At 60.7% G+C, this 22,502-nt stretch carries 23 protein-coding genes and 1 pseudogene; 13 read left to right on the top strand and 11 right to left on the bottom strand.

What is annotated here, in order from left to right; translation table 11 throughout:
• Positions 1-20 precede the first annotated feature (20 nt).
• Positions 21-1,829, bottom strand: coding sequence for a hypothetical protein (locus AC0L23_RS28970; RefSeq protein ID WP_473357613.1), 1,809 nt, complete (start codon positions 1,827-1,829; stop codon positions 21-23).
• Positions 1,830-2,206: 377 nt separating this feature from the next.
• On the opposite strand from AC0L23_RS28970, the gene AC0L23_RS28965 reads away from it, so the two are divergent.
• Positions 2,207-2,836: a recombinase family protein gene (locus AC0L23_RS28965; RefSeq protein ID WP_473357612.1), complete on the top strand. Its 630-nt coding sequence runs from the start codon at positions 2,207-2,209 to the stop codon at positions 2,834-2,836.
• On the opposite strand, the gene AC0L23_RS28960 is transcribed toward AC0L23_RS28965, so the two are convergent.
• Positions 2,820-4,403, bottom strand: coding sequence for a hypothetical protein (locus AC0L23_RS28960; protein WP_473357611.1), 1,584 nt, complete (start codon positions 4,401-4,403; stop codon positions 2,820-2,822). The genes AC0L23_RS28965 and AC0L23_RS28960 overlap by 17 nt on opposite strands.
• A 205-nt stretch (positions 4,404-4,608) precedes the next feature.
• Here AC0L23_RS28960 and AC0L23_RS28955 point away from each other — a divergent pair, with 205 nt between their 5' ends.
• The 7 genes from AC0L23_RS28955 to AC0L23_RS28925 all read left to right on the top strand — a co-directional run bounded on the left by AC0L23_RS28955 (position 4,609) and on the right by AC0L23_RS28925 (position 10,385).
• Positions 4,609-4,842 (top strand): hypothetical protein, encoded by a 234-nt coding sequence (locus AC0L23_RS28955; protein WP_473357610.1) that lies wholly within the window; start codon positions 4,609-4,611, stop codon positions 4,840-4,842.
• Positions 4,843-5,749: 907 nt separating this feature from the next.
• Positions 5,750-6,031: a His-Xaa-Ser repeat protein HxsA2 gene (gene hxsA2, locus AC0L23_RS28950; protein ID WP_085383251.1), complete on the top strand. Its 282-nt coding sequence runs from the start codon at positions 5,750-5,752 to the stop codon at positions 6,029-6,031.
• Entirely contained in the window at positions 6,006-6,365 is a 360-nt protein-coding gene (locus tag AC0L23_RS28945) for a hypothetical protein (protein ID WP_143273763.1), read from the top strand. The genes hxsA2 and AC0L23_RS28945 overlap by 26 nt, the downstream gene beginning before the upstream one ends.
• A 17-nt stretch (positions 6,366-6,382) precedes the next feature.
• Positions 6,383-7,831, top strand: coding sequence for a His-Xaa-Ser system radical SAM maturase HxsB (gene hxsB, locus AC0L23_RS28940; protein WP_473357609.1), 1,449 nt, complete (start codon positions 6,383-6,385; stop codon positions 7,829-7,831).
• Positions 7,828-9,036 carry a His-Xaa-Ser system radical SAM maturase HxsC gene (hxsC, locus tag AC0L23_RS28935; protein WP_473357608.1) on the top strand — a complete coding sequence of 403 codons (1,209 nt, stop codon included), beginning with the start codon at positions 7,828-7,830 and terminating at the stop codon, positions 9,034-9,036. The genes hxsB and hxsC overlap by 4 nt, the downstream gene beginning before the upstream one ends.
• A gap of 26 nt (positions 9,037-9,062) precedes the next feature.
• The gene (locus AC0L23_RS28930; RefSeq protein ID WP_473357607.1) at positions 9,063-10,001 is read left to right on the top strand and encodes a hypothetical protein; all 939 of its coding nucleotides are present in this window, start codon (positions 9,063-9,065) and stop codon (positions 9,999-10,001) included.
• A gap of 39 nt (positions 10,002-10,040) precedes the next feature.
• Complete coding sequence (locus AC0L23_RS28925; protein WP_473357606.1) at positions 10,041-10,385, top strand: KTSC domain-containing protein; 345 nt, start codon at positions 10,041-10,043, stop codon at positions 10,383-10,385.
• A gap of 25 nt (positions 10,386-10,410) precedes the next feature.
• Here AC0L23_RS28925 and AC0L23_RS28920 read toward each other — a convergent pair whose 3' ends face one another.
• Positions 10,411-12,078 carry a recombinase family protein gene (locus tag AC0L23_RS28920; RefSeq protein WP_473357605.1) on the bottom strand — a complete coding sequence of 556 codons (1,668 nt, stop codon included), beginning with the start codon at positions 12,076-12,078 and terminating at the stop codon, positions 10,411-10,413.
• A gap of 95 nt (positions 12,079-12,173) precedes the next feature.
• On the opposite strand from AC0L23_RS28920, the pseudogene AC0L23_RS28915 reads away from it, so the two are divergent.
• The 5 genes and pseudogenes from AC0L23_RS28915 to AC0L23_RS28895 form a co-directional block, all read left to right on the top strand.
• Positions 12,174-13,082: pseudogene (locus AC0L23_RS28915) on the top strand (YifB family Mg chelatase-like AAA ATPase); the annotation flags it as partial.
• 55 nt (positions 13,083-13,137) lie between these two features.
• Positions 13,138-13,479, top strand: coding sequence for a hypothetical protein (locus tag AC0L23_RS28910; protein ID WP_018459621.1), 342 nt, complete (start codon positions 13,138-13,140; stop codon positions 13,477-13,479).
• 119 nt (positions 13,480-13,598) lie between these two features.
• Positions 13,599-14,066, top strand: a complete 468-nt coding sequence (locus AC0L23_RS28905; protein WP_085349256.1) for a hypothetical protein — start codon at positions 13,599-13,601, stop codon at positions 14,064-14,066.
• A 140-nt stretch (positions 14,067-14,206) separates the two neighbouring features.
• Entirely contained in the window at positions 14,207-16,432 is a 2,226-nt protein-coding gene (locus AC0L23_RS28900; protein WP_162496343.1) for a PAS domain-containing hybrid sensor histidine kinase/response regulator, read from the top strand.
• 101 nt (positions 16,433-16,533) lie between these two features.
• Complete coding sequence (locus AC0L23_RS28895) at positions 16,534-17,163, top strand: histidine phosphatase family protein (RefSeq protein WP_085359555.1); 630 nt, start codon at positions 16,534-16,536, stop codon at positions 17,161-17,163.
• An 84-nt stretch (positions 17,164-17,247) separates the two neighbouring features.
• On the opposite strand, the gene AC0L23_RS28890 is transcribed toward AC0L23_RS28895, so the two are convergent.
• The 8 genes from AC0L23_RS28890 to hisB form a co-directional block, all read right to left on the bottom strand.
• Positions 17,248-17,487, bottom strand: a complete 240-nt coding sequence (locus AC0L23_RS28890) for a hypothetical protein (RefSeq protein ID WP_085359557.1) — start codon at positions 17,485-17,487, stop codon at positions 17,248-17,250.
• 106 nt (positions 17,488-17,593) lie between these two features.
• Entirely contained in the window at positions 17,594-18,550 is a 957-nt protein-coding gene (gene coaA, locus AC0L23_RS28885; protein WP_007598451.1) for a type I pantothenate kinase, read from the bottom strand.
• 20 nt (positions 18,551-18,570) lie between these two features.
• Positions 18,571-18,897, bottom strand: coding sequence for a phosphoribosyl-ATP diphosphatase (locus AC0L23_RS28880; RefSeq protein ID WP_007598445.1), 327 nt, complete (start codon positions 18,895-18,897; stop codon positions 18,571-18,573).
• Positions 18,898-18,998: 101 nt separating this feature from the next.
• Positions 18,999-19,775 carry an imidazole glycerol phosphate synthase subunit HisF gene (gene hisF / locus AC0L23_RS28875; RefSeq protein ID WP_085359559.1) on the bottom strand — a complete coding sequence of 259 codons (777 nt, stop codon included), beginning with the start codon at positions 19,773-19,775 and terminating at the stop codon, positions 18,999-19,001.
• Positions 19,776-19,785: 10 nt separating this feature from the next.
• The gene (hisA, locus tag AC0L23_RS28870; protein ID WP_085384739.1) at positions 19,786-20,532 is read right to left on the bottom strand and encodes a 1-(5-phosphoribosyl)-5-[(5-phosphoribosylamino)methylideneamino]imidazole-4-carboxamide isomerase; all 747 of its coding nucleotides are present in this window, start codon (positions 20,530-20,532) and stop codon (positions 19,786-19,788) included.
• Positions 20,520-21,170 (bottom strand): imidazole glycerol phosphate synthase subunit HisH, encoded by a 651-nt coding sequence (hisH, locus tag AC0L23_RS28865; RefSeq protein WP_085384738.1) that lies wholly within the window; start codon positions 21,168-21,170, stop codon positions 20,520-20,522. The genes hisA and hisH overlap by 13 nt, the downstream gene beginning before the upstream one ends.
• A complete protein-coding gene (locus AC0L23_RS28860; protein WP_018459629.1) occupies positions 21,167-21,697 on the bottom strand; it encodes a DUF2628 domain-containing protein in 531 nt (176 codons plus the stop codon). Before AC0L23_RS28860 ends, hisH begins: the two co-directional genes overlap by 4 nt.
• A gap of 66 nt (positions 21,698-21,763) precedes the next feature.
• The gene (gene hisB, locus AC0L23_RS28855) at positions 21,764-22,357 is read right to left on the bottom strand and encodes an imidazoleglycerol-phosphate dehydratase HisB (protein ID WP_007604059.1); all 594 of its coding nucleotides are present in this window, start codon (positions 22,355-22,357) and stop codon (positions 21,764-21,766) included.
• Positions 22,358-22,502: the final 145 nt, after the last annotated feature.

The following is a 22,502-nucleotide window of genomic DNA, read 5'->3' as shown; positions in this document are numbered from 1 at the left end:
CTACCAGCAGAGCACGCCGATCAAAGGGGTCCCTTTTGGATGCCGATAGGGGGTCCCAGTCGAACGCCGATTGACACGGTAACCTCGGCGACCAGCTCGCTTATTCGACTGCTCCGATACGTCCGCTCCTCTTCATAGCGCAAGCCATCCCATTCCCACATCGGCGGGAACACACACTCAAAGCCCACCAAGACATTGTAGATCGCAAATCCGGCATTCGCCTCCACACGCATGCGGAAGGCCCGAATACTCTCATCTAAACGCGCAGCGGCCTTGATAACGGCGGCGTCGATGTCCTTCGCTACGTGAACTCCCTTGTTCCGGCGGTGAAGAAACAGCAACTTGCGCTGGATACTCTGAATGATTTCGTAATCGCCGGTCGCGGCAACTTCAGTGAAGAAATCAGCGACGCGAGCGCTGTCGTTGAGCACATCGGCAAGCAATTCGTTTGAGTAGTTCGACGATATCGGCATTGCCGCTGCAGCAAAGAGAACCCGCTTGATCTGCGTCTTCTCATCGATCGAGCCGGCTGCGCCATAGAATTTACAGAGAATATCTATCGTTTCCCCACGCACCGCGCGTAGCGCATCGCTGGCGACGACTGATCCACGATGAAATGTCATGGTGTTGTGGGTGCTCGTTGTACCGTGCACTTCGGTACTCAACGCATCTTCGAGTACCTTAAGCAGCACTGGCAAGACCGGTACGTGATCGCCGGCAAAATCGCGGACCTTCCGCACCAGCGCTATCTGAACCGCCGGCCCAGCCTGTTTCCAAACCGCCATTTCCTGGCCCGCGAGGCGATGGACAAGATCGAGAAAATGCTTACGTTCATCATCGTCCAGGGCGCCAGGGAATACTTCGCATATCGCATCAAGCGTCCCTTCAATCGAGACGTATCGGATCTGCTCTAGTATCTCACAGCCGGCCTTCACGACGCGCGCCACGTTCGCGCCGGGAAAATTGCCGCCTGGCGTCTCGATTTGTCGTGGTTTCGTGAGACGAGCTGCCTGAATCGCTGCGACGATACTGTCCTTGATCTCGGGATAGACGTTTACGTGATCATCATAATTGGGCAGCACGTAGTCGCGAAAGCGCTCAAGAAGTTCCAGCCGCGCGTTGTTGTTTTCGCAACCCACGAGCGCTTTCAACGCCCCCCTGTCAAACAACTCCTTACCGCTCATCAAGCGGTCGTAGTCGCCGAGCGCTTTCTGGAATTCATAGCCTGCCGGAAGCAGATACGTCTTCATTATCGTTTCGAAGCGCTTCTCTATCGCCTCGAAGAGCTTGCCGCCGAAGCCGGCCAGTTTGGGCTTCTTGTAGAGAATATCGTGGACCATTTCGGACCACGTGTGATTCAGCGTCGTCTGGACTTGCACCTCGCAGGCAAGGCCCGAAAAGCGCGCGTACTCTGGGAGCTTTGTCCGGTTCTCATTCAGCGAAACAACAAAGTTGTCGGAAATAAAGAGGTTCTTTGGATCACCATCGCCCGGCACGGGGTGATGAATCTTCGTGCGGTTCCAATCGACGTCGAAGTTGTCGGTGATAATTCCACTTTGCTGGAAGCGAGTGACATCTGAATTCGAATAGAAGGTCAGGCGGCACCCCGCGAGGTCCTTTATTTCCTCCGCCAATGTCATTGTCTCTAGCTTGCCCCGTTCCTCGAGCTTCTTCTTGAGAGACCCTGGGTCCTTAGCCCGCGTCTGCACGGGCTGCAATCGAAACGGGAACGGATGTGCGGCGATCGCCGCCTTAAGGATCGACGCGACGACATCGGCTAACGCCGCATAGTCGGCCCGCTTGGAGTTGGCGTAAGTTTGAAAATCCATAGATCAAGGCGCCCGCTGCAATGTATTAAATGATCCCTTCGGCTCGATGGATTGTACCACTGGGCGGACGATTCGCCATCGAGCCCGCGATGTTCATGTTTCAAACAGCTAGCTGCTTGTCGGACTAAAAAACACGGAGCCCCCTGTTATCAAGGAGTTTCCTTTGCAAGGCCAGCCTGCCGCTTCCATCTGGGCTCCCCACAACCATTAGCAAGGAGACGGTGATGTAGAACGCGTGCTAGATGAGAGACCTAGGCTTACGAAAGTGCTTCCTTCCTTAACCCATGTTGAGCCTACACGAACGCGCAACCAGCTAAGCTCAACTGTTGTCTTGGCTCCCAGACCGCAGGATACCGGTCAACTCTTGGGAGTTGGTCATGCGAAACTTCATCGCGTACTGCCGTGTCTCTACCGAACGTCAGGGCAAGTCTGGACTCGGTCTTGCCGCTCAACGCCGTAAGATTTCAGACTTTGTAGCTGAGTCCGGCGTACTCATTGCCGACTTTTGTGACATTCAATCAGGGAAAGACGATTCACGCGTCGAGTTGCAGCGGGCGATCCAGCTGGCCAAACGCGAAAACGCAAAGATCGTCATCGCCCGCCTCGACCGATTCTCCCGCCGTGTCAGCTTCATCGCCAACATCCTTGAGCAGGGCATCGGCTTGGTATGCGCCGAGATGCCCAACGCCACCGACTTCCAACTGCATATCTTTGCTGCACTCGCCCAGGAGGAACGCCGGCTGATCTCGGAACGAACGAAGGCCGCATTGGCTGAAGCGAAACGCCGAGGCAAGATTCTTGGGTCAAATGGAAAGAATTTGGCCGCTAAGAATCGCAGAGCTGCTGACGAATTCGCATCACAACTCAGGGCAAAATTGGATGCGGATGTTTTGCGGTGTTCTTACAGCGAGATTGCGCGACGCCTGAACGATGCGGGAGTTACGACGGCAACTGGGCGGAAATTTTATCCGCAGACAGTCAAGAATTATATCACTCGGCTGCCCTAACCGCCTTGGTGTTCGCTTTGCCGAGCTCGTCCAAAACGGCAGGAGTTATGCCCAAGGCCGACGACATCGCGTGGCGCAACTCTCGTGCCTGGTCGGGCGCGTGCTGCGCTAGAGTAGCAATCTGAGCGGAGGCCTGTGTTAGCTCTCTAATCACTCGAGTATATTCCTGCGGAGGATCCGGCAGCGACTTCACCAAACTAAAGAACGGGTCAGACCGAACATAACGTGCCGCAACGTCAAGGAAGGGCTTCATGCAGCGCTCTCGGTCGGAGTAGTAACGTGCCTCCCAATGAAGACTTTCGTTATCAACGGTTATATTTTGAGCCGTCCAACTAACGTCGCTCGACGCAAAACGCTCGCTCGCGCTTGCCTCGATTGACAAATCGACGTGGCCAACGACTCCCGGCAAGTCAAAGACCAGGTTCGAACTGAAATCGTCTTCTCCGACGCCATAGTTGATGAGTACGTCCTGCAGGGCTGACGTAGATGGCTGGGCTGCATGATCGGTAGTCACCGCAGCTTGAACCGTGATCGAACCCTGCACGTTTGGCTGGTCCAGTTGCGCCGGTGGATTCAGGTCGACCCCATTAACTCGCCATCGGTATATGGGAAGGCCAAATCCACGCACAGTCGCAACGCAAGTCACTTTCTTCGGAGCGCTGTCGACAAACCACTTGTAGAGATCCTTTGGGCAGGTGAAGAAGGGTGACGTCAACGCCACCCCTTCATCCACGTGGAACGGCTTTCCCTCGGGCTCGGGGTCAAGCGAGAGCTTTACCTCCCGCCGCAATCCCTCCAGGAGTGGGAAAGGATTTTCAGTGGCGAGCTGGGGCGTGCTCCCCGGCCGGAAATACTTATTAATCAATTGCGAGAAGGCTGCGGTTGCATCGTTCTTGCCTGTGAGGTTTTGATAGGTTTGCGCAAGGCTGTCCCCTCCCGCAGCAATGATGTCCGGAATGGAGTGGTTCAGCTGGTTCTTGAGATAGTAGAGAAACAGCAGGGACAATCCGAAGCTGAGCGGATTCTTGTCGGTGTTCTCGGAGGCATTGATCCACTGCGTGTCGCGGCTGGATTGCAACCAGCTGTTCACCCATGGCGTTCCGAAAAACAGTGAATACCCTGTGCCGAAGCGCTCGCGGGCGCAAAGCAACGACAGGCCCTCGCCATCGCTCTTACTCGCGTTCCAGGCGGCGTTTCCGTGCTGGTTGCGATAGCTGGCAAGAACCTCGACCAATTCAGCCACAAAAGACATGCAGCTGCTCTGACCCGCAGCAATCGCATTCGCGTTTGCCGTCTGGTTGCCGATCTTGATGGTCGTGTTGCTTCCCTTGTACCCGTTGTTGCTTGCTCCACCTGCTGCAAAGTCCGCAACCATTTGAATCGTGATGCGGTTGTCGGGTCCAAATCCATCCGTGATTTTATACCAGCTAGCCAAGAGACCGAATTCAGCTTCACAGACCCCCATGACCCGCTGAGCGCGCGAGATAGCGTTCGGATTGCCGTCGGGGCCGAGCAAGGTTTCGTCGTACTGGATGTTGAAATGCGCAGTCTGTCCAAGTGTTTGCATCTCGGATGCTCCTGCAAAAAAAATCTCTTGTGCGATGAATAGCACCGCCAAGTATGCAACCGGCCTGTTCGACGAGTAGTGATGCTACATTACTGGCTTCTGATCGCTACGTTACGCTAGATGGCGCTTCGCTTGTGAGAGCCAGTTCACAGTTTCCTCAAATGAACAACCTTTGCTCGATAGGAGATTTCAAGGACGAGTCGCGATGCCGGCCTCGGACGTGACCTTTGGTCTGATGGAGAGCCAGAATAGCATGCTCGTGGATTTGGATAAGGAACATAACCAGTTGGTCGATCACTGGCGGAAGCGCATCAGTCGCAATCCAGACTGGATTGGCGAAAGACTGCCGCAGGTCGAGCAGATTTTGCGTGCTAGCCAAGGCGATGCGTATGCACAGCAATCGCTCGGATCATGCCTTCGACAATTTCCGACAAATTAGGATTTAAGGCCAAAGGCTCGCTGGCGGGTGGGGGACTTTGGGCTGGTGCGATTTTTCGTACGCGAGCCTTCATCGAAACTACGGAGCGAGTGGGATCGAAGGTCGGTCAGTCGGTTCATATAGAGCACACGTCTCCTATTAGGCAGCTTACAATTGAGATCACCAAGCGCCCTTTCAAGGAGTATTCCGCAACACTCGTTTGGCTCCTGACACATTCGGTAGCTACGGCTTTTCACGAACACGAGAAGCCGTACTTAAAAGGGCGATCGACCACGTCGGATGCCCTCGATCCGACTTCGCCCAAATACTTGAAGCCGTTTGCGCGATACGCGAGATTGCACAAGGCCGATGGTATCGTGTGGAATATTTTTGATCGGGTGAGAGTCGATCCTGAGGTTTTTACGTTTCAGCACCACCTTGACCTCATTGTGAGACTACTGGAGGAGGCGGGCGCTACTCCGAGGATGGTATCTAGCATTCGGAACAGCGGCAGAGACCTTGGCTCGAATCCTGGCGCACCGAAGTGACGCAGGGCGTCTGGCACGATTACCCCGCCCGACGCCGTGGATTTTCCGATGGGGAATTTCAGATCTCTGAGTGACCTATTTGGGAATCATTGTTTCTCAGGCTCAGACGAGGAATCCAGCCAATTAAGCCTAAGCAACCTTTGGGACATGCCCGGAACCCTCCGATGTGGTCAGGAAGGCCGCCGCTCTGCGGTTCACCTGAGTGAACGGCCGCTGTCCAGCAAACCGGGCGCGCCGAAAGGCACTGGTGGAAGGCGCCCTTTGTTTTGCCCTTGCAAGGTAATGACATACCGGTGGTTCAACAATAGAACTATGGACGTATCGCCCTTGGAAGTTGTAGACAGCACATTCTTTGGGCAAATTGAGAGTTTGGGGGCTACATGACTCAGAAATCAAAAGTTGTGCTTTCGCTTGGCGCGGCGCTCGCATCGCTCACTGGAATGTCGGTTCAGGGCGTTGAGGCCAAGGCCGCAGCTGCCAACGATACGACCGCGGTAGCGGCCGAAAGCATCGGCACTAAGCCAACGGCAAATGCCTACTATCAGGCGGGGGAAGACCTTCTCGGGTTCGTCATGACGAAGCAGGCCGACGGAACCATCGTTGCGGGACATAGCTCCCACGCGTCGCATGCTTCACATGCCTCTCATGCCTCCAGTCGCTAAGCTTCCTGCGGCGTCTCAGGTCGAGGTAGCTGTCGATTTCGATCCAAGCATTCAAAGCCTGAGCGCTTTGGATGCGGCAGCCTATCGTCTGATCGGATCGGCGACCTGTCAGGTTGACCGGGTAGGCAACCGCTATATTTGCCGCTTAGTTTCTTCTGGCAATCCGCAAAAAGGAGCCGTGCTCAGTTCAGACGAACTGAAGGAGCGGTTTCTGTACCTTGTCGCCGACGAAAACTTGCGGATTCGCGTCGCTGAAAAAACTGAAGGCGTTCGGAACGTCATCCTCGCACTTGCCTTCGGGGCCCTGGCCACTAACCAAAATAATGGCGGATAGAGTCCTGCCGGAGAACCATGGCGCGGTTTTTATCTCCTGAGACCTTCAGAGCGGCAACCGAAGATCTATCGTTGTTGCCGTTCAATTTTGAGCGCACCGGCGCGAACCAGTATCTTGTCGCCAACATGATCGGCGATTTCATCCGCCTGACCGAGGATGAACTGAGCAGGCTCGTCGACCTTCGGGTCCGACCCGGCGACGGCCTCTACGAAAAGGCCTATGCCGCTCATCTTGTCACCGGAGCGAACCAGAAGGCGCAACGGCAGCTTTTGGCCGCCCGGCTGAGAAGCCGGATGTCGTTCCTGCAGCAGACGACCCCGCTTCATATTTTCGTCGTGACCCTGCGGTGCGAACACTCTTGTCCATATTGCCAGGTCTCGCGTCAAAGTACTGACCGCTCACGCTTCGATATGAGCGAAGAAACCGCGATGCGGGCGCTCGACATCGCGTTCGCAAGCCCGACGGCACGGATCAAGATCGAGTTCCAGGGTGGGGAGCCCCTTCTCAATTTTCCGCTGATCAGGAAGATTGTTGCCGCTGCGAAGGAACGGTCAGGCAAGAAGCTCGACTTCGTGATCGCGTCGAACCTGGCTTTATTGGATGACGCCGTTCTCGAGTTTTGCAAAGCGAACAACGTCCTGCTCTCCACTTCTCTCGACGGCCCCGCCGATCTGCATAACAAGAACCGTCCCCGACCCGGCGCAAACAGTCATGAACTAGCTGTCGTCGGAATCCGGCGAGCCAGGGAGGTTCTAGGTCCCGACATGATCGGGGCCTTGATGACTACCACGGAGGCGAGCCTCGACCGCGTCGATGAAATCATCGACGAATACCTCCAAGTGGGGCTGGATGGCATCTTCCTGCGCCCGCTTTCTCCGTTCGGATTTGCGATCAAGACGAAGCAGTTCGCCAAGTACGACGCACAGAAGTGGCTTGCGTTCTACGAGCGAGGATTACGCCGCGTTCTGGAGATCAACCGGCAGGGCCGCCCGTTCCGGGAGTTCTATGCAGCGCTGCTTCTCACACGGATGCTCTCGGACAGGCCCATCGGATACGTTGATTTGCGCAGCCCCGCGGGTGCCGGCCTTGGCGCGCTGGTCTACAACTATGACGGTAGTGTTTTCGCATCGGATGAGGGCAGGATGCTGGCCGAGACCGGGGACGATGCTTTCCGGCTCGGTCACGTCGAACGCGACAGCTACAATTCTCTCATCCTGTCGGATAAGCTGATCGGCGCGATTTCGTCGTCGCTTACGCAGTGCGCGCCCGAATGCTCTACCTGCGTTTATGAGAGCCACTGTGGGGCGGACCCGGTCTATCATCACGCGACGCAGGGTGACGCACTGGGAATCAAGCCTCTGTCGGCATTTTGCGCTCGGCAAAAAGGCATCATGGGGCTGCTGTTGGACATTATGGAGAATTGTCCGGAAGATGCTGCCATCTTGCGACGATGGGCAGCTGCATGACCCTCCCTCTCTATGGCACAGCCTCGCAGAGCAAAGGATTTTCGTCGAACAAAGCCCGATCAGTGCTCAGGCTCCGATCGATCGAAAGCAACGCCGAACGTCACGTGGCTGATTTCGCGCTCGCCAGAACGCCGGAAGAAGTGCAACGCGCGATAGTAGCCGATTGGCCATCCATCCTTGTCATCGCCGACAGTCCGATCGATCTACCCGGCACGTTCAAAGGGCGGCTCGTCGCGGTCCCCCCGAAATGTGACTATCTTGCGGACGGCGACATCATCGGGTTCGATCATGTGTCGAGGAAATTCCGTACGCTGTATCGCCGGAATTCGGCGCACAACTCGTTTCTTGTCACGGAACGGTGCAACAATTATTGCCTGATGTGCTCGCAACCACCGAAAGATGTCGATGACCGGTGGATCCTCAGCGAAATCAAAGAAAGCCTGCCGCTCGTCGACTCGGCGACCCGCGCGTTGACCTTCACCGGCGGAGAGACCCTGTCGGATTGGGAAGACTTCATCGCCGTTCTGAAGGAGTGCCGCGATCACCTGCCGGGAACGGCGATACAGGTGCTGACCAACGGCCGGGCGTTCGCCGACTCGCGGATCGTCGACGCCTGGAAAGAGATCGGCCATCCGAGCTTGATGGCGGCCATTCCGGTCTATGCCGCCGTCGATCACGTCCATGATCACGTGGTTCAGGCCAAGGGTGCGTTCGACGAGACAATCCTAGGCATCCTAAAGCTCAAGGACCGAGGACAACGGGTTGAAATTCGTGTCGTCCTGCATGCATTGACGGCGCCGATCATCGAGGACACGGGCCGGTGGCTTGCCCGCAATCTGCCGTTCGTCGATCACGTCGCTTTGATGGGCCTCGAAAACACGGGCTTTGCCATCGCAAACGATGCCATGCTCTGGATGGATCCGGTGGACTATGGCCACGGGCTCGCAAGAGCCGTCGATCACTTGAGCGCCGCTGGCGTCAAAGTGTCGGTGTACAACCTTCCCAAGTGTGTTCTTCCAAAGTCTGTTTGGCCGCACGCGCTCCAGTCGATCTCAGACTGGAAAAACGGCTTCGTGGAAGAATGTAATCGCTGCGACGCGAAGGCCACCTGCAGCGGATTCTTTACAACCGGACGCCCGCGCTTCAGTCGCGGCGTACGCGCGATCACTGCCCAACGAGACGAATTGACCACCTTGGCGGACTAGTAGGCCACGGAACCAGGAGAACGAACATGAAGATCGGTTATGGTCTCATCGCTGCTGCTGTTCTCTGCGGCGTCTCGGCGGCTCCGGTCTTCGCAAAGACTGCGAAGGAATGCACAGCGGAGTGGCGCGCCGACAAGGCCGGCATGCAAGCTCGGGGCGTGACCGAAACAACGTACGTTCAACAATGCAGGGCTGGGGCGGAGCCAACCGCTGCCGCGCCGGTAGCGAAGCCGGCCGAGGCGCCGCCGGCGGCGCCAGCCACCGGATCAAAAACCGCAAAAGAGTGCATTGCCGAGTGGCGCGCTGATAAGGTTGGCATGCAAACCCGCAGTGTGACCGAAAAAGCGTACGTTGAGCAGTGCAGGGCAGGCACGGCGCCAGCGGCTTCCGCCCCTCCGCAGAGGCCGAGCGCAGCAACGCCTCCACCCGCTGCGGCGCCGTCACCGTCAACCAGCACGTCGGCCTCTCAGAAGACCGCCAAGGAGTGCATCGCCGAATGGCGAGCGGACAAGGCGGGCATGCAAGCCCGTGGTGTCACCGAGAAGGACTATGTCGAGCGGTGCCGGGCCGGCGGCACCACGCCGACTGCGACCGCTCCTGAACCCAAGCCAACCACTACCGCGCCCCCGCCAAGCCGGCCCGCACCAACGGCCACGCAAGCTGCGCCAGCGACCGCGCCTCAAAAGCCGGCTCCCACGACGACTGCGGCACCCGTGCCGGCTCCGGCACCGCAAACCTCCGCACCTAAAGACAACGCTACGCTAGAGGCCGGGCAATTTGCAGATGAAGCTTCAGCAAAAGCACGCTGCCCGACCGATACCGTCGTGTGGGTTAATCTGCCGTCGAAGATCTATCACTTCGCGGGAACGAAGAGCTACGGCACCACGAAGCGCGGCGCCTACGTGTGCGAGAAAGAGGCAATCGCCGCTGAAGACCGCGCTTCGAAAACCGAAAAACATCCGTGAAGCTAAATTCCAGCGGCCTGGTACGAGAAAGCATTTTACGTGTTTCGGTTTGCAGTCCTCATCACTGCTTCTCTCGCCGGCGCCACTGGGGCGGCGGCGGAAACGATCGACGTAAAGTATTACGGCAAGCTAGATCTTGCACCGTTCGCCTGCACCGATATCTCACGAAGCAGCTTTATCAATCGCGCGTGCTACGACAAGTCCCAGCAGTTCATGGTCGTCCAACTGAGATCGGTATACTACCCATATTGTGAAATGCCCGCAGCGACCTTCGGGGCCTTTTTAGCGGCCCCGTCGATGGGACACTACTATAACGCCAACATTAGGGGCTCTGGCTCGGGCGGCCCTTTTGACTGCCGCACGCATCGCGCTTCGAAATATTAGGTCAGGCTCGACTCTTTTGCAGTCGCTATTTCTCGCCGGGAGCTGGCTCGTCCGCCGGCAATTTCACAGTCGTGCCATCAGCAGCAAGCACGTCGAAAACCGGCGCCTTCCCACTGACCTTCTGGATGAACTTCGCCGGATCTTCAGGATCGACAAACAGTGTCATGCTCTGACCATCTCGGAAGACCACCTCAAAGCGCTGCGTGTCAGGGTCTACAGTCAGGCGCAGCTCGCTGATCAACAATTGCAGCCTCGACGCGATCTGGGCGCGGAGCTTGTAGACATCCCCACCTCTGGCGGCCCGCACGCGCTCGATCAGCCCCGCAACTTGGTCGGGGTGCCGGTAATACGTCAATGCCGTCTGGTCGAGGATCGCAGTCTCGTGGCGCAGTTGCTTCTCTTGCTCTTTTGCTGCGTCCAATTCTAGGCTTGCTTTCTTCATCCGTTCGGCGATGAATGCGCTATCGAAATCCGCCATCTTCAGGCCGATCTCGTAAGCCTTGCGCTGTTCATCCTCCAATAATCTGATCCTGCCCGCTACAGCATCGAGCTGGAAAGCGACCTCGTTGCGTTTGGACGAATGCTCACTCGACGACACGAGCGATGCCAAATCAAGCTGCTCGACAAATGACAGGAACGTCGATTCGAGCTGGTCATAGCGCCAGCGGCCAGTCATCTCACAGCCAAGACTCCGGAGTGCATTCGAGCACACGAGGTACGACTGCCCCTTGGGCGGCGTTCCTTTGTTTTGATAGTGCATTGGCTTGCCGCAGTAGTCGCAGACCGCCAGTTTCGAAAACAGATTGGTGAAATGCTTGCCCTTGGGTCCACCGCTGCCCTTTCGGCCAGACTCGGGCTTTGTCTTTCGCTCCAGCCGGCCGCGCTGTGCTGCCTCGAACACGGCCTGGGTAACAATGCGCGGGAAGTAGTTGCGGATGGGATCACCATCGGGCATCCGCTTTCCGCCGTCCATGCGATTGGGCTGGAATGTCCCCACCACCGCTGCGCCACTCAAGATTTTATTGACGGTCGAATTCTGCCATCCGCCTTTGCCGGCGAAGGTCGGGACGCTCTCTTCGTTCAGGCGCCGAACGATTGTGAACGTCCCGAGTCCTGATGCAGCCTCATCGAATATCCTGCGGACTACTGCTGCACGCTCCTCGACGATCTCAAAGCCGATCCGGTCCGAAGTCAGGCGCAGCCAGCTTGGGCACCTTGCGGTCAGCTTCTTCTGACTAATGACGGCTCGTTTTGCCTTCCAGGCTTGGGACAGACGATCGCTCTTCCGGGCCGACTCCTCGTTCGCCCGGCTCATCTTGGCGATCGAAATGATCAGGTCTTCAAAGGTGATCTTGCCCGTGAAGACGCGCTCATCGTCCAGGGTGACCAAGATCAAGCCCGCCTCTACGATCTCCATGAACGGCTTCAGGGCGACCATCGGCTCCTGCCGGCTCATCCGGTCAAAAGACTCGACCAGCAGGTACGAGCCCTTCTCGATCTCGCCCGCCCGAACACCCTCCAGAAACTCTCCGAACCTTCCGGATGCGATATTTTTGCCCGAGTAGGCCGAGACACCGATGTCATGCCAACGGTCGTCCTCGATCAGCTCTAAGCCGTGCCGTTCGGCGTATTTCCGGGAGGCTTCACGCTGACGGCGGAGGCTGTCGCCCTTCAGTTGGAGGTCGGTAGACATTCTGACGTAGGAATACGCCTTTGGGCGAGCTATCATGCGGCTTGACAAGCGTTAAAAAGAAGTTTCAAATCATAGATGTCCGCAGATTGATTGTCCACCATATCCTGATGATCGGCGCGCCCGGCGCCGGCAAATCGATGCTGGCGGCACGCCTGCCCTCGATCCTGCCGCCGCTGTCACCGGGCGAGTTGCTCGAGGTCTCGATGATCGCCTCTGTTGCCGGCGAGATCGAGGGCGGCGCACTGACGGCGCGGCGGCCGTTTCGCTCGCCGCATCATTCCGCCAGCATGGCTGCGCTCACCGGCGGCGGCATGCGCGCCCGGCCCGGCGAGATCTCGCTCGCGCATCAGGGCGTGCTGTTCCTCGACGAGCTCCCCGAATTCGATCCGCGCGTGCTGGATTCGCTGCGCCAGCCGCTGGAGAACGGCGAGGTCTCGGTGTCCCGCGCCAATCACCGCGTCACCTATCCCGCACGCTTCATGCTGGTCGCGGCGATGAATCCCTGCCGCTGCGGCAATGCGTTCGAGCCCGGCTATGCCTGCAAGCGCGGCCGCATCGATCGCTGCACGGGCGACTACCAGGCCCGCATCTCGGGGCCGCTGATGGACCGCATCGATTTGCGCATCGAGGTTCCCGCGGTGACCGCGGCCGATTTGATCCTGCCGCCGCCCGCAGAGGGCTCGGCCGAAGTCGCCGCGCGCGTGGCGGCGGCGCGGGATATCCAGCTCGCCCGCTACGCGGACGCCGGCCTGCCGAAGGTTCGCACCAATGCCGAAGCGCCGGCCTCGGTGCTGGAGGAGATTGCCAAACCGGATGCGCAAGGCCAGAAGCTGCTGCGCGACGCCGCCGAGACCATGCGGCTGTCGGCGCGCGGCTATCACCGCGTGTTGCGGGTGGCGCGCACGCTGGCCGATCTCGATCATGCGGACAGGATCGGCCGGCTGCATCTCGCCGAGGCCTTGTCCTACCGCGCACTCGCGGAGGATGTGCGCCAGATCGCCTGACCGATACGCCCGCGGCATCTTCCTGACGAACAGCACGTTCCCCGAGAGTGAAGCTATGACCGACGCCAATGCCTGCACCATCAGATTTGTTCGTGCGTCCCAATACGCTGATTGGCTGAGGTCATACGAGCTGTGGGTCAACGGGACCAGCGTTGGGAAGCTTGCGCGCAACGGCGTGTTGGAGATCACGCTGCCGGCCGGCGCCTGCACGATCGAGGCGACCATTGATTGGGGCAGGAGCCAGCCGCTCGTCGTTCGCACCACTCCCGGCCAAACCGTCGAGATCGAGGTCAGGAACAGGTGGGGTGCCTGGGCGGCGCTGTGGGCGATCAGCTTCGGCAAGAACAGCTATTTGGTTCTCACTGAAGTCGAGCGAAAAACGAACAGAAGCGCCTAACCGACTGAGATCCTCATCCCCGGATACCGGCATCAACCCGGCGGTAACGAGTTTCCTTTACGCTCTGCAAACCATAAGGCCCATCAGTTCCCCGTACCGGGCCCGGCGAGTAGCGCGTCATGTTGCGTTTCAAGATCCTGGCGTCGGTTGTTCCCCTGTTGGCGGCCGCGGTGTTTGCCCGAAGCGAGATCGGATCGGTCTCGCATCCCTGCATCGCCCTCGGCGACACCTCGGTCGAGCTGACGTCGCTGTTCTGGACCGCCGGCGTGCATGTCGCCTTCACCGATGATCCCGCGCGCGCCACGGTGCGGGTTCAGATCACCGAGGATGCGGACGCGGCCGACTTCGCCGTCGTCGACGACGGCCTCGGCTCGGAATCGGAGTCCTGCCAGGCCAACCCCTCGACTCGCCTGATCTCGATTGCCGCGCAGCCCGTCGACGGCGGTCAGGTGATCTATCTCTCCACCGAGGGGCCGGCGGATTACCGTGTCTATGTGCGCTCGAAAACCTTCTCGCAGCGCGAGGCGGCGGCGCTGATCGTCGGCGCCCGCGGCGGCCACCGCCGTCTCCAGGCCGCCTCGCTTTGAGCCGCGTCGCTTTGCGCCGTTAACGCCTCGTCAACCCTGTTTGGAGGCGGTCGCAGGGCCTCAAACTGTTCGCAAGGTCGGCGGCACATCGTCGTTTACAGCGAGCGTAGCGTTTTATGAAAACAGTCGGGTCGGTGGCGATGGGTCGGACGTTCCGGATCAAGGTGCGCATGCGCCGCTTCAGGCGACAGCACCCCCGAATCGCCTTTGCGATCCGCTCCTTCATGATCTTCTCGGCGACCTTCGGCGGCGCCTATGGGTTTGTCTCCGGCAGCCGGTCCGAGACGTCCGGCTACGATCCCAATGCGTTTGCGATCGGCGTCAGCTTCCTGTTCGCGCTCGCCTGCCTCGGCCTCGCCACGCTCAGCATGCGCCTGCGCTTCGTCAACAAGCGGATGCGGGCGCTGGCTGCCCACAACGAAACGCTGATCGACCGCAATTGGGAGTTGAAGGAAGCGGAAGAACGCGCCCGCAGCCTGTTCGAACAGCAGGGCGATCTGATCGTGCTGCGCGACACAAGCGGCTGCATCACCTTCGCCAACGACGCCTATTGCGCGCTTGCCGGACAGGCGCGCGGCGCGCTGGTCGGCACGCGCTTTGATTTCGCCGTGCTGGAGCAGGGCGACAGCGCTCGCGAGAGCAACGGCACGCGGATTCACGACCAGAAGATCGCAACCCCGCTCGGCGCGCGCTGGATCGCCTGGCGCGAAGGCTATGTCCGCCTCGACGCCGGCCAGCCCGCCGAATTGCAGAGCGTCGGACGCGACGTCACCGACCGCACCGAGACCGAGCGCGCGCTGTCCGACGCCCGCGATCAGGCCGACGCCGCCAACCGGGCCAAATCGCGCTTCCTGGCGATGGCGTCGCACGAGATCCGCACGCCGCTGAACGGCATCATCGGTATGGGCGGGCTGCTGCTCGACACCACGCTGACGCCTGAGCAGTCGACCTACGCCAAGGCCGTGAAGACCTCCGGCGAAGCGCTGGTGGCGCTGATCGAGGAGTTGCTCGACTATTCCAAGATCGAAGCCGGCAAGCTCGATCTCGAGCAGCGTCCCTTTTCGCTCTCGGCCCTGATCGAGGACATCACCGAGTTGCTCGCGCCGCGCGCGCAGGCGAAGCAGCTCGAGATCGCCGCCTATGTCGACGAGCGGCTGCCGCTCGAAGTGGTCGGCGACGCCGCGCGGCTGCGCCAGGTGCTGCTCAACCTCGCCGGCAACGCCATCAAGTTCACTGCGAGCGGCGGCGTCGCGCTGATCGTCGAGCCCGGCATCTGGCCGAACGAGATCAGTTTTCTGGTGCGCGACACCGGCATCGGCATCGCAGCCGACGCGCAACAGCGCATCTTCCGCGAATTCGAGCAGGCCGACGAACGCGTCGCCCGCACCTATGGCGGCACCGGCCTCGGTCTCGCCATCAGCGAGCGCATCGTCAAGCGCATGGGCGGCCGCATCACGCTCACGAGCGAGCCGGGCAAGGGTTCGACCTTCGAGGTCGCGATTCCGCTCGCGCCAGCGCACGCTGGCGCAGAACAGACGGCGTTCCCCGTCCCCGATCTCACCGGCAAGTCGATCCTGCTGATCGCCGACGGCATCGAGGCCTCCTTGATCGCGCGCCGGCTGGAGCGCTGGGGCGGCCAGACCTGCATGGTGACGGACGTCGCGGTGGCGGAAGCGCTGCTGCCGGAACGCTCATGGCATTCGGTCCTGATCGATCGCGCGCTCGGCGCTGCCACCGCCGACCGCCTCGGCGAAGCCGCACGCAGTCATGCGACGCAACGCCTCGTGCTGCTGACGTCCGGCTCGCGCCACGAGAAACTTTCGCCGGCCTTCACGGGCTTCCTGGTGAAGCCGCTGCGCGCGGCCTCGCTCGCCGCACGCCTCACGCTACCCCCGGAGGTCGCCTCGCCCGATCTCGCGCCGGAGCCCTCGGCCCCATCCACCGCCGCGGTACCGGCGAAAGGCCTGTCGGTTCTCGTCGCCGAGGACAACGAGATCAACGCGCTGTTGATGCGCTCGCTGCTGACGAAACTCGGCCACCGCGTCGTCATCGCGATCAATGGCGAGGCCGCGCTGGAATCCTGGCTCGGCGCGGCATCGGCCGGCACGCCCTATGATCTCGTGCTGATGGACATCCAGATGCCGCAGCTTGACGGCATCGGAACGACAAAACGAATCCGTGCGCATGAGGCAGCTAGAGGCGGCCATCACACGCCGATCCTCGCGCTCACCGCCAATACGCTGGTGGAAGATCGCTACGCCTGCTTTGAAGCGGGCATGAACGGGTTTCTGATCAAGCCGCTCGATCGCGAGAAGCTGGAAGAGGCGCTGGCCGGACTGGCGGCGGCGCGGCAGCTCGCGGTTTGATTCGGATTTCATAGGAACCTGATCTCGGCCGGTAATCGACAATTGAAATCGACCGCGTCGCACGTCACCATCCTCTGGGGCATTTAAACAGAGGATTTCGCATGAACGTGCTTTGCCGCCTCGCTTTCGTGATCCTTCTCTGTGGTTCCACTCAAGCCGCCGCGGCCGATAGCTCGCAACTGATCGCCTCGCTCAAGCAAGGCGGCTACGTGCTGGTGTTTCGCCACACCGCTACCGACGACAGCCAAAAGGATGTCTACCCTTTCAAATTCGACGACATGAGCGCCCAGCGTCAGCTCAGTGAAAAGGGCCGGGACATGGCGCGCCAGATCGGGACGGCCATCAAGGAACTCGCGATCCCGATCGGCGACGTCTACACCAGCAAGCTGAACCGCGCGATCGAGGCCGGCAGGCTGATCTCCGGCCGCGAGATCAAGCCGGTCGACGCATTGACGGACAGCAGTAACGCGAGTGCGTCGGGCATGGCAAATCCGACCGGTGCAAATGCAAAGGCGGGCCAGGCCGTGCGGCAGCTCGTCGATGCGCCGCCCAAGGCCGGCACAAACACCTTCCTGGTCACCCACAAGACCAACATCGCCGATGCCTTCGGCAAGGAGGCCGGGGACGTGCAGGAAGGTGAAGCCTTCGTCTACAAGGCCGGCGGCTCGGGTCCCGCAACCTTTGCAGGACGCATCAAGCCTGCGGATTGGATCGCGAAGGCAGGCAAGTGAGCCACCTGCCGGCGACGCACGTCAGCTTGGGTGCGGAGCAGGCCGGGCGCCCGGCATCACTGCGCGCTCCGACGGGATGAACCGTTATGCGGCATAAGCCATAAACCGCGGCGCAGACAGCTTGTCATGCGGCGCCTGGCCTCCCCTGAACATGGTGTCTACCTGGGCGGCGCGCTTGCAATGCGGACACACGAAGAGATGCGCGATGATCGGGGTCGGCTCGTCCGCGAGCAGTTCGGAGCGGAACCACTTCATCTCGATATGGCACTCCGGGCAGGTCGGTGCTTCCAGCTGCTCGGCGGCGCTTCTGAGACGATCAACCATGGGACCCGTTTGCGTTTCCGAAAGCCATAACCAAATACCCCTCGCCGGTCTGCAACAAAAGATACTCAGCCCGAAATTTGACAAAGGGCGCCGTCCATCAAGGCTGCTACAGCCGCCTGAGCGCCACGCTCGCCACCGTGTGATCGGCGCCCTTCTTCAGGATCAGGGTCGCGCGGGGACGGGTTGGCAGAATGTTGTCCTCGAGATTTGCGAGGTTGGTGCGTTCCCAGATCGCGATCGCGGTGGCGGTGGCTTCCTCGTCCGACAACAGCGCGTAGCGATTGAAGTAGGATTTTGGATTGGTGAACGCGGTGTCGCGCAGCGACAGGAAGCGCCTGATGTACCACTGCCGCAGCGCCGCCTCGTCCGCGTCGATATAGACCGAGAAATCGAAGAAGTCGGACACCACGGGCACGGCCTTGCCGTCACGCGGCAGCTTGCCGGTCTGCAGCACGTTGACGCCCTCGACGATCAGGATGTCGGGCTGGTCGATCTCGGCCCACTGGTTCGGCACGATGTCGTAGGTCAAATGCGAATAGACCGGCGCGCGCACATGGCGGCGGCCGGCCTTGATGTCGGAGAGGAAGCTGAGCAGCAGCGGCAGGTCGTAGCTCTCCGGAAAGCCCTTCTTCTGCATGATGCCCTGCCGCTCCAGCACGGCGTTGGGATACAGAAATCCGTCGGTGGTGATCAGCTCGACCTTGGGACGCGGCGACCAGCGCGCCAGCAGCGCCTGAAGCACGCGGGCCGTGGTGGATTTTCCAACCGCGACCGAACCGGCGACGCCGATGATGTAGGGCATCTTGCGGTCGCGGATGTTGAGGAACTGGCGCTCCGCGTAATAAAGCCGTTGCATCGCATCGACGTAGATCGACAGCAGGCGCGACAGCGGCAGGTAGATGTCTTCGACCTCCTGCAAATCGAGGCGGTCGTGCAGCGAGCGTAGCCGGTCGAACTCACCCGGCTCCAGCGTCATCGGCGTGTCGTCGCGCAGTCGCGACCACTCCTCGCGCGTATAGACGCGGTACGGATTATACTGCTGCTCGGGTGCGCGGATATCCATGACGCGACTCTCCACCTCGGCTAGCTGCCGCCCTTACGCGACGCCTTTTCTTCCAACCCTGACATATTGGTCCGCTTGTCCAATGCGGCCTCGACCTCTTCCAGCTTTACGCCGCGGGCCTTGAGCAGCACAAGGAAATGATAGAGCAGGTCGGCGCCCTCGGCGATCAGATGCGCGCGATCGTTTTCGACTGCTGCGATTACGGTTTCGACTGCCTCCTCACCGAACTTCTTGGCGCAATGTTCGGCGCCCTTGTCGAGGAGCTTGCGGGTATAGGACGCCTCGCCACCCGCTGCCGCGCGGGCGTCGATGGTCTCGGCCAGATCGTGGATCGTGAAACGCGGCATACAAATACTCGGAAAACGCGCCTTGGCCGATGATTGGCCGGTTATCTGACGGGATAAGCCGGTTCCCGCCGATGATTTAGCATTTTTAGGAACGGGAGTCCTCAGGCATCGAGGCGCATGGGCAGCCCGCGCCGGGACATGTGCTCCTTGGCTTCGCGGATGGTGAATTCCCCGAAATGGAAGATCGAGGCGGCCAGCACGGCGGTGGCGTGGCCGTCGCGAATACCGTCGACGAGGTGGTCGAGATTGCCGACGCCGCCCGAGGCGATCACAGGAACGGGAATGCTGTCGGCGATCGCCCGGGTCAGCGGGATGTCAAAACCCTGCCGCGTGCCGTCGCGGTCCATCGAGGTGAGCAGGATTTCACCGGCACCGAGCGAGACCACTTCCTGGGCATATTCGATGGCGTCGATGCCGGTCGAATTGCGGCCGCCATGGGTGAAGATCTCCCAGCGCTCTCCGCCACCGGCGCGCTTGACCCGCTTGGCGTCGATCGCGACCACCACGCATTGCCCGCCGAATTTCTCGGCGGCTTCCTTGACGAACTCACGCCGTGACACCGCGGCGCTGTTGATCGAGACCTTGTCGGCGCCCGCGCGCAGCAGGGTCTTGATGTCGTTCACCTCGCGCACGCCGCCGCCGACGGTGAGGGGCATGAAGCAGGCTTCCGCAGTGCGCCGGACCACGTCCAGCATGATGCCGCGATTCTCATGGGTCGCGGTGATGTCGAGGAAGGTGAGCTCGTCGGCGCCGGCGGCGTCATAGGCGATCGCCGCTTCGACGGGGTCACCGGCATCGCGCAAATCGACGAAGTTGACGCCCTTGACGACCCGGCCGTCCTTGACGTCGAGGCAGGGGATCACGCGCACCTTGAACATCGGAGGTCTCCTAGGCAGCGCCTGCGTTGCGGATCAGGGCGAGGGCGGAAGCGGGATCGAGTCGGCCGTCATAGAGCGCGCGGCCGGCGATCGCGCCGGCGAGCTTTTTCGCGCGCGGCGTCAGCATCGCCTTGACGTCCTCGATCGAGGCGAGGCCGCCGGAGGCGATCACGGGAATCGAGATCGCATCCGCCAGCGCAATGGTCGCATCGAGATTCAAGCCTTTGAGCAGGCCGTCGCGCGCGATGTCGGTGAAGATGATGGCGGCAACGCCGGCATCCTCGAAACGCCGTGCGATCTCCAGCACCGTCACCTGCGAGGTCTCGGCCCAGCCTTCGACCGCGACCTTGCCGTCACGTGCATCGAGCCCGACCGCGACGCGGCCGGGGAATTTCCTGGCGGCAGCCTTCACCAATTCGGGGTCGCGCACCGCGGCGGTGCCGATGATGACGCGGGTGATGCCCTTTTCGAGCCAGGCTTCGACAGTCGCGAGATCGCGAATGCCGCCACCGAGCTGCACCGGAATCGTGATCGTCTTCAGCATCGCTTTGACGGCCTGCGCGTTCACAGGCTTCCCGGCAAACGCGCCGTCGAGGTCGACGACGTGGAGATACTCAAAGCCTTGCGCGACGAAGCTCGCCGCCTGCGCAGCGGGATTGAGGTTGAACACGGTCGCGCGCGCCATGTCGCCCTGCTCGAGGCGCACGCATTGGCCGTTCTTGAGGTCGATCGCGGGAAAGAGAATCACGGTTTCCATCGCAAAAAATTCGAGATCAGGGCGAGGCCGAAGCGCTGGCTCTTCTCGGGGTGAAACTGCGTCCCGATCGCCGTGTCCTTGCCGACGATCGCGGTGACAGGCCCGCCGTAATCGGCACGCGCGAGCACGTCCGCCTCGTTGGTGGCGTTGAGGTGGTAGGAGTGCACGAAATAAGCGTGCTGGCCCTTGGGGCCGAGCGGCAGCCTGTCCAGCACCGGATGCTCGCGCAGCACATCGAGCGTATTCCACCCCATGTGCGGGATCTTCAGCCTCTCGTCGTTCGGCGTGATCTTCTCGACGTCGCCGCCGATCCAGTTCAGCCCTTGCGTGGTCACATGCTCCTTGCCGCGAGTGGCGAACAGCTGCATGCCGACGCAGATGCCGAACATCGGCCGCGCCTTGACGCGCACCGCTTCGGTGATCGCCTCGACCATGCCGTTGACGGCGTCGAGCCCGCGCCGGCAATCAGCGAAAGCACCGACGCCCGGCAGTACCAGACGGTCGGCGCCGTAGGCCTGGTCCGGATCGCTGGTGACGAACACCTTTTGCGGGTTGTCCATGCCGCGCGCGGCGCGCTCGAACGCCTTGGCAGCCGAATGCAGATTGCCTGAACCGTAATCGATGATCGCGACGCTCATCTTGACCCTCCCGGTTCTGGAAACAAACCAATGATGCCACCCGCCGGCATTGGCGGCGGGTTGGAGAATTGCTGACCCGGCACGTTGCGGGTCGGCGGCGGGCCGCCGCGATCGACGGCCCATTGATCGTTGACGATGCCGCGCTGCTTCTGGCTCCAGCGCTCGAAGAAGCGGCGCTCGGCGGTGTCCTCGTCGTCGGAAATCACCACGTCGAGCTGTCGCCATTTACCGCGCGAGAGCGTCCAGCGGCGCAGGCTGGAGGCCTCGAATCCCATCAGCAGCGCGACGATGATGTCGGCGAAAAAGATCGACGAACGGCCGACACCGAGGCTGGACAGCCCGACGTTGAAGGCGGCAACGAAGATCACCCAGCCGATCAGCGCCAGCCACAGCCGATTCCACAGCAGCCAGAGCGGTCCGAAGATCATCGCCCAGAAATGGAAGCCGTCGCGCACGAAGACGAACTTGTCGGTCGCGCGCAGATCGGATCCTGCGGGGGAGGGAGCATGAACTGTGTAGACGGACATGGCGATGCCCCGTTCCCTAGGAATTCAGTGATACCGCAAACGGCGCGGGCCGCGGGCCGAAAGATGTCAGCCGCCGAGCGAGCCCTTGGTGGACGGGATTTCGCCCACCGCCTTCGGATCGATCGCGACGGCGGTGCGCAGCGCCCGTGCCAGACCCTTGAAGCAGGACTCGGCGATATGGTGGCTGTTATCGCCATATAGGGTCTCGACGTGAAGAGTCACGCCGGCGTTCATGGCGAAGGCCTGGAACCACTCGCGCACCAGCTCGGTGTCGAACTCGCCGATCTTGTCGCGGGGAAAGTCGACCTTGAACACCAGGACCGGGCGGCCCGAGATGTCGATGACCACGCGTGACAGCGTCTCGTCCATGGGCATGTGCACGCCGGCATAGCGGGTGATGCCCGCCATGTTGCCGAGCGCCTGCTTGACGGCCTGGCCGAGCGCGATGCCGGTGTCTTCGGTGGTATGGTGATGATCGATGTGCAAATCGCCGACCGCCTTGACCGTGAGGTCAATGCGGGAATGGCGGGCGAGGAGATCGAGCATATGGTCGAAAAAGCCGATGCCGGTCGCGATATTGGACACGCCGGAGCCATCGAGGTTCACGGTGACCTCGATGTCGGTTTCCTTGGTCTTGCGCTTGATCGTCGCGGTGCGCATCAAAACACGCTTCCATCCTAGTTCGGGCCGAAAACGCCGGTCTTTTAACAGCCAAATGACGCCTTCGCTACTGCGGCAACGGCTGGCCGGGCCTCTACTTCTGCCTATGGTGAGCGAATTGGGCCCGGAGCGGCCCGTTGTGCCC

Source organism: Bradyrhizobium sp. MI1.4 (assembly GCF_055811315.1).
This window is presented reverse-complemented; position numbering and strand designations above follow the sequence as displayed.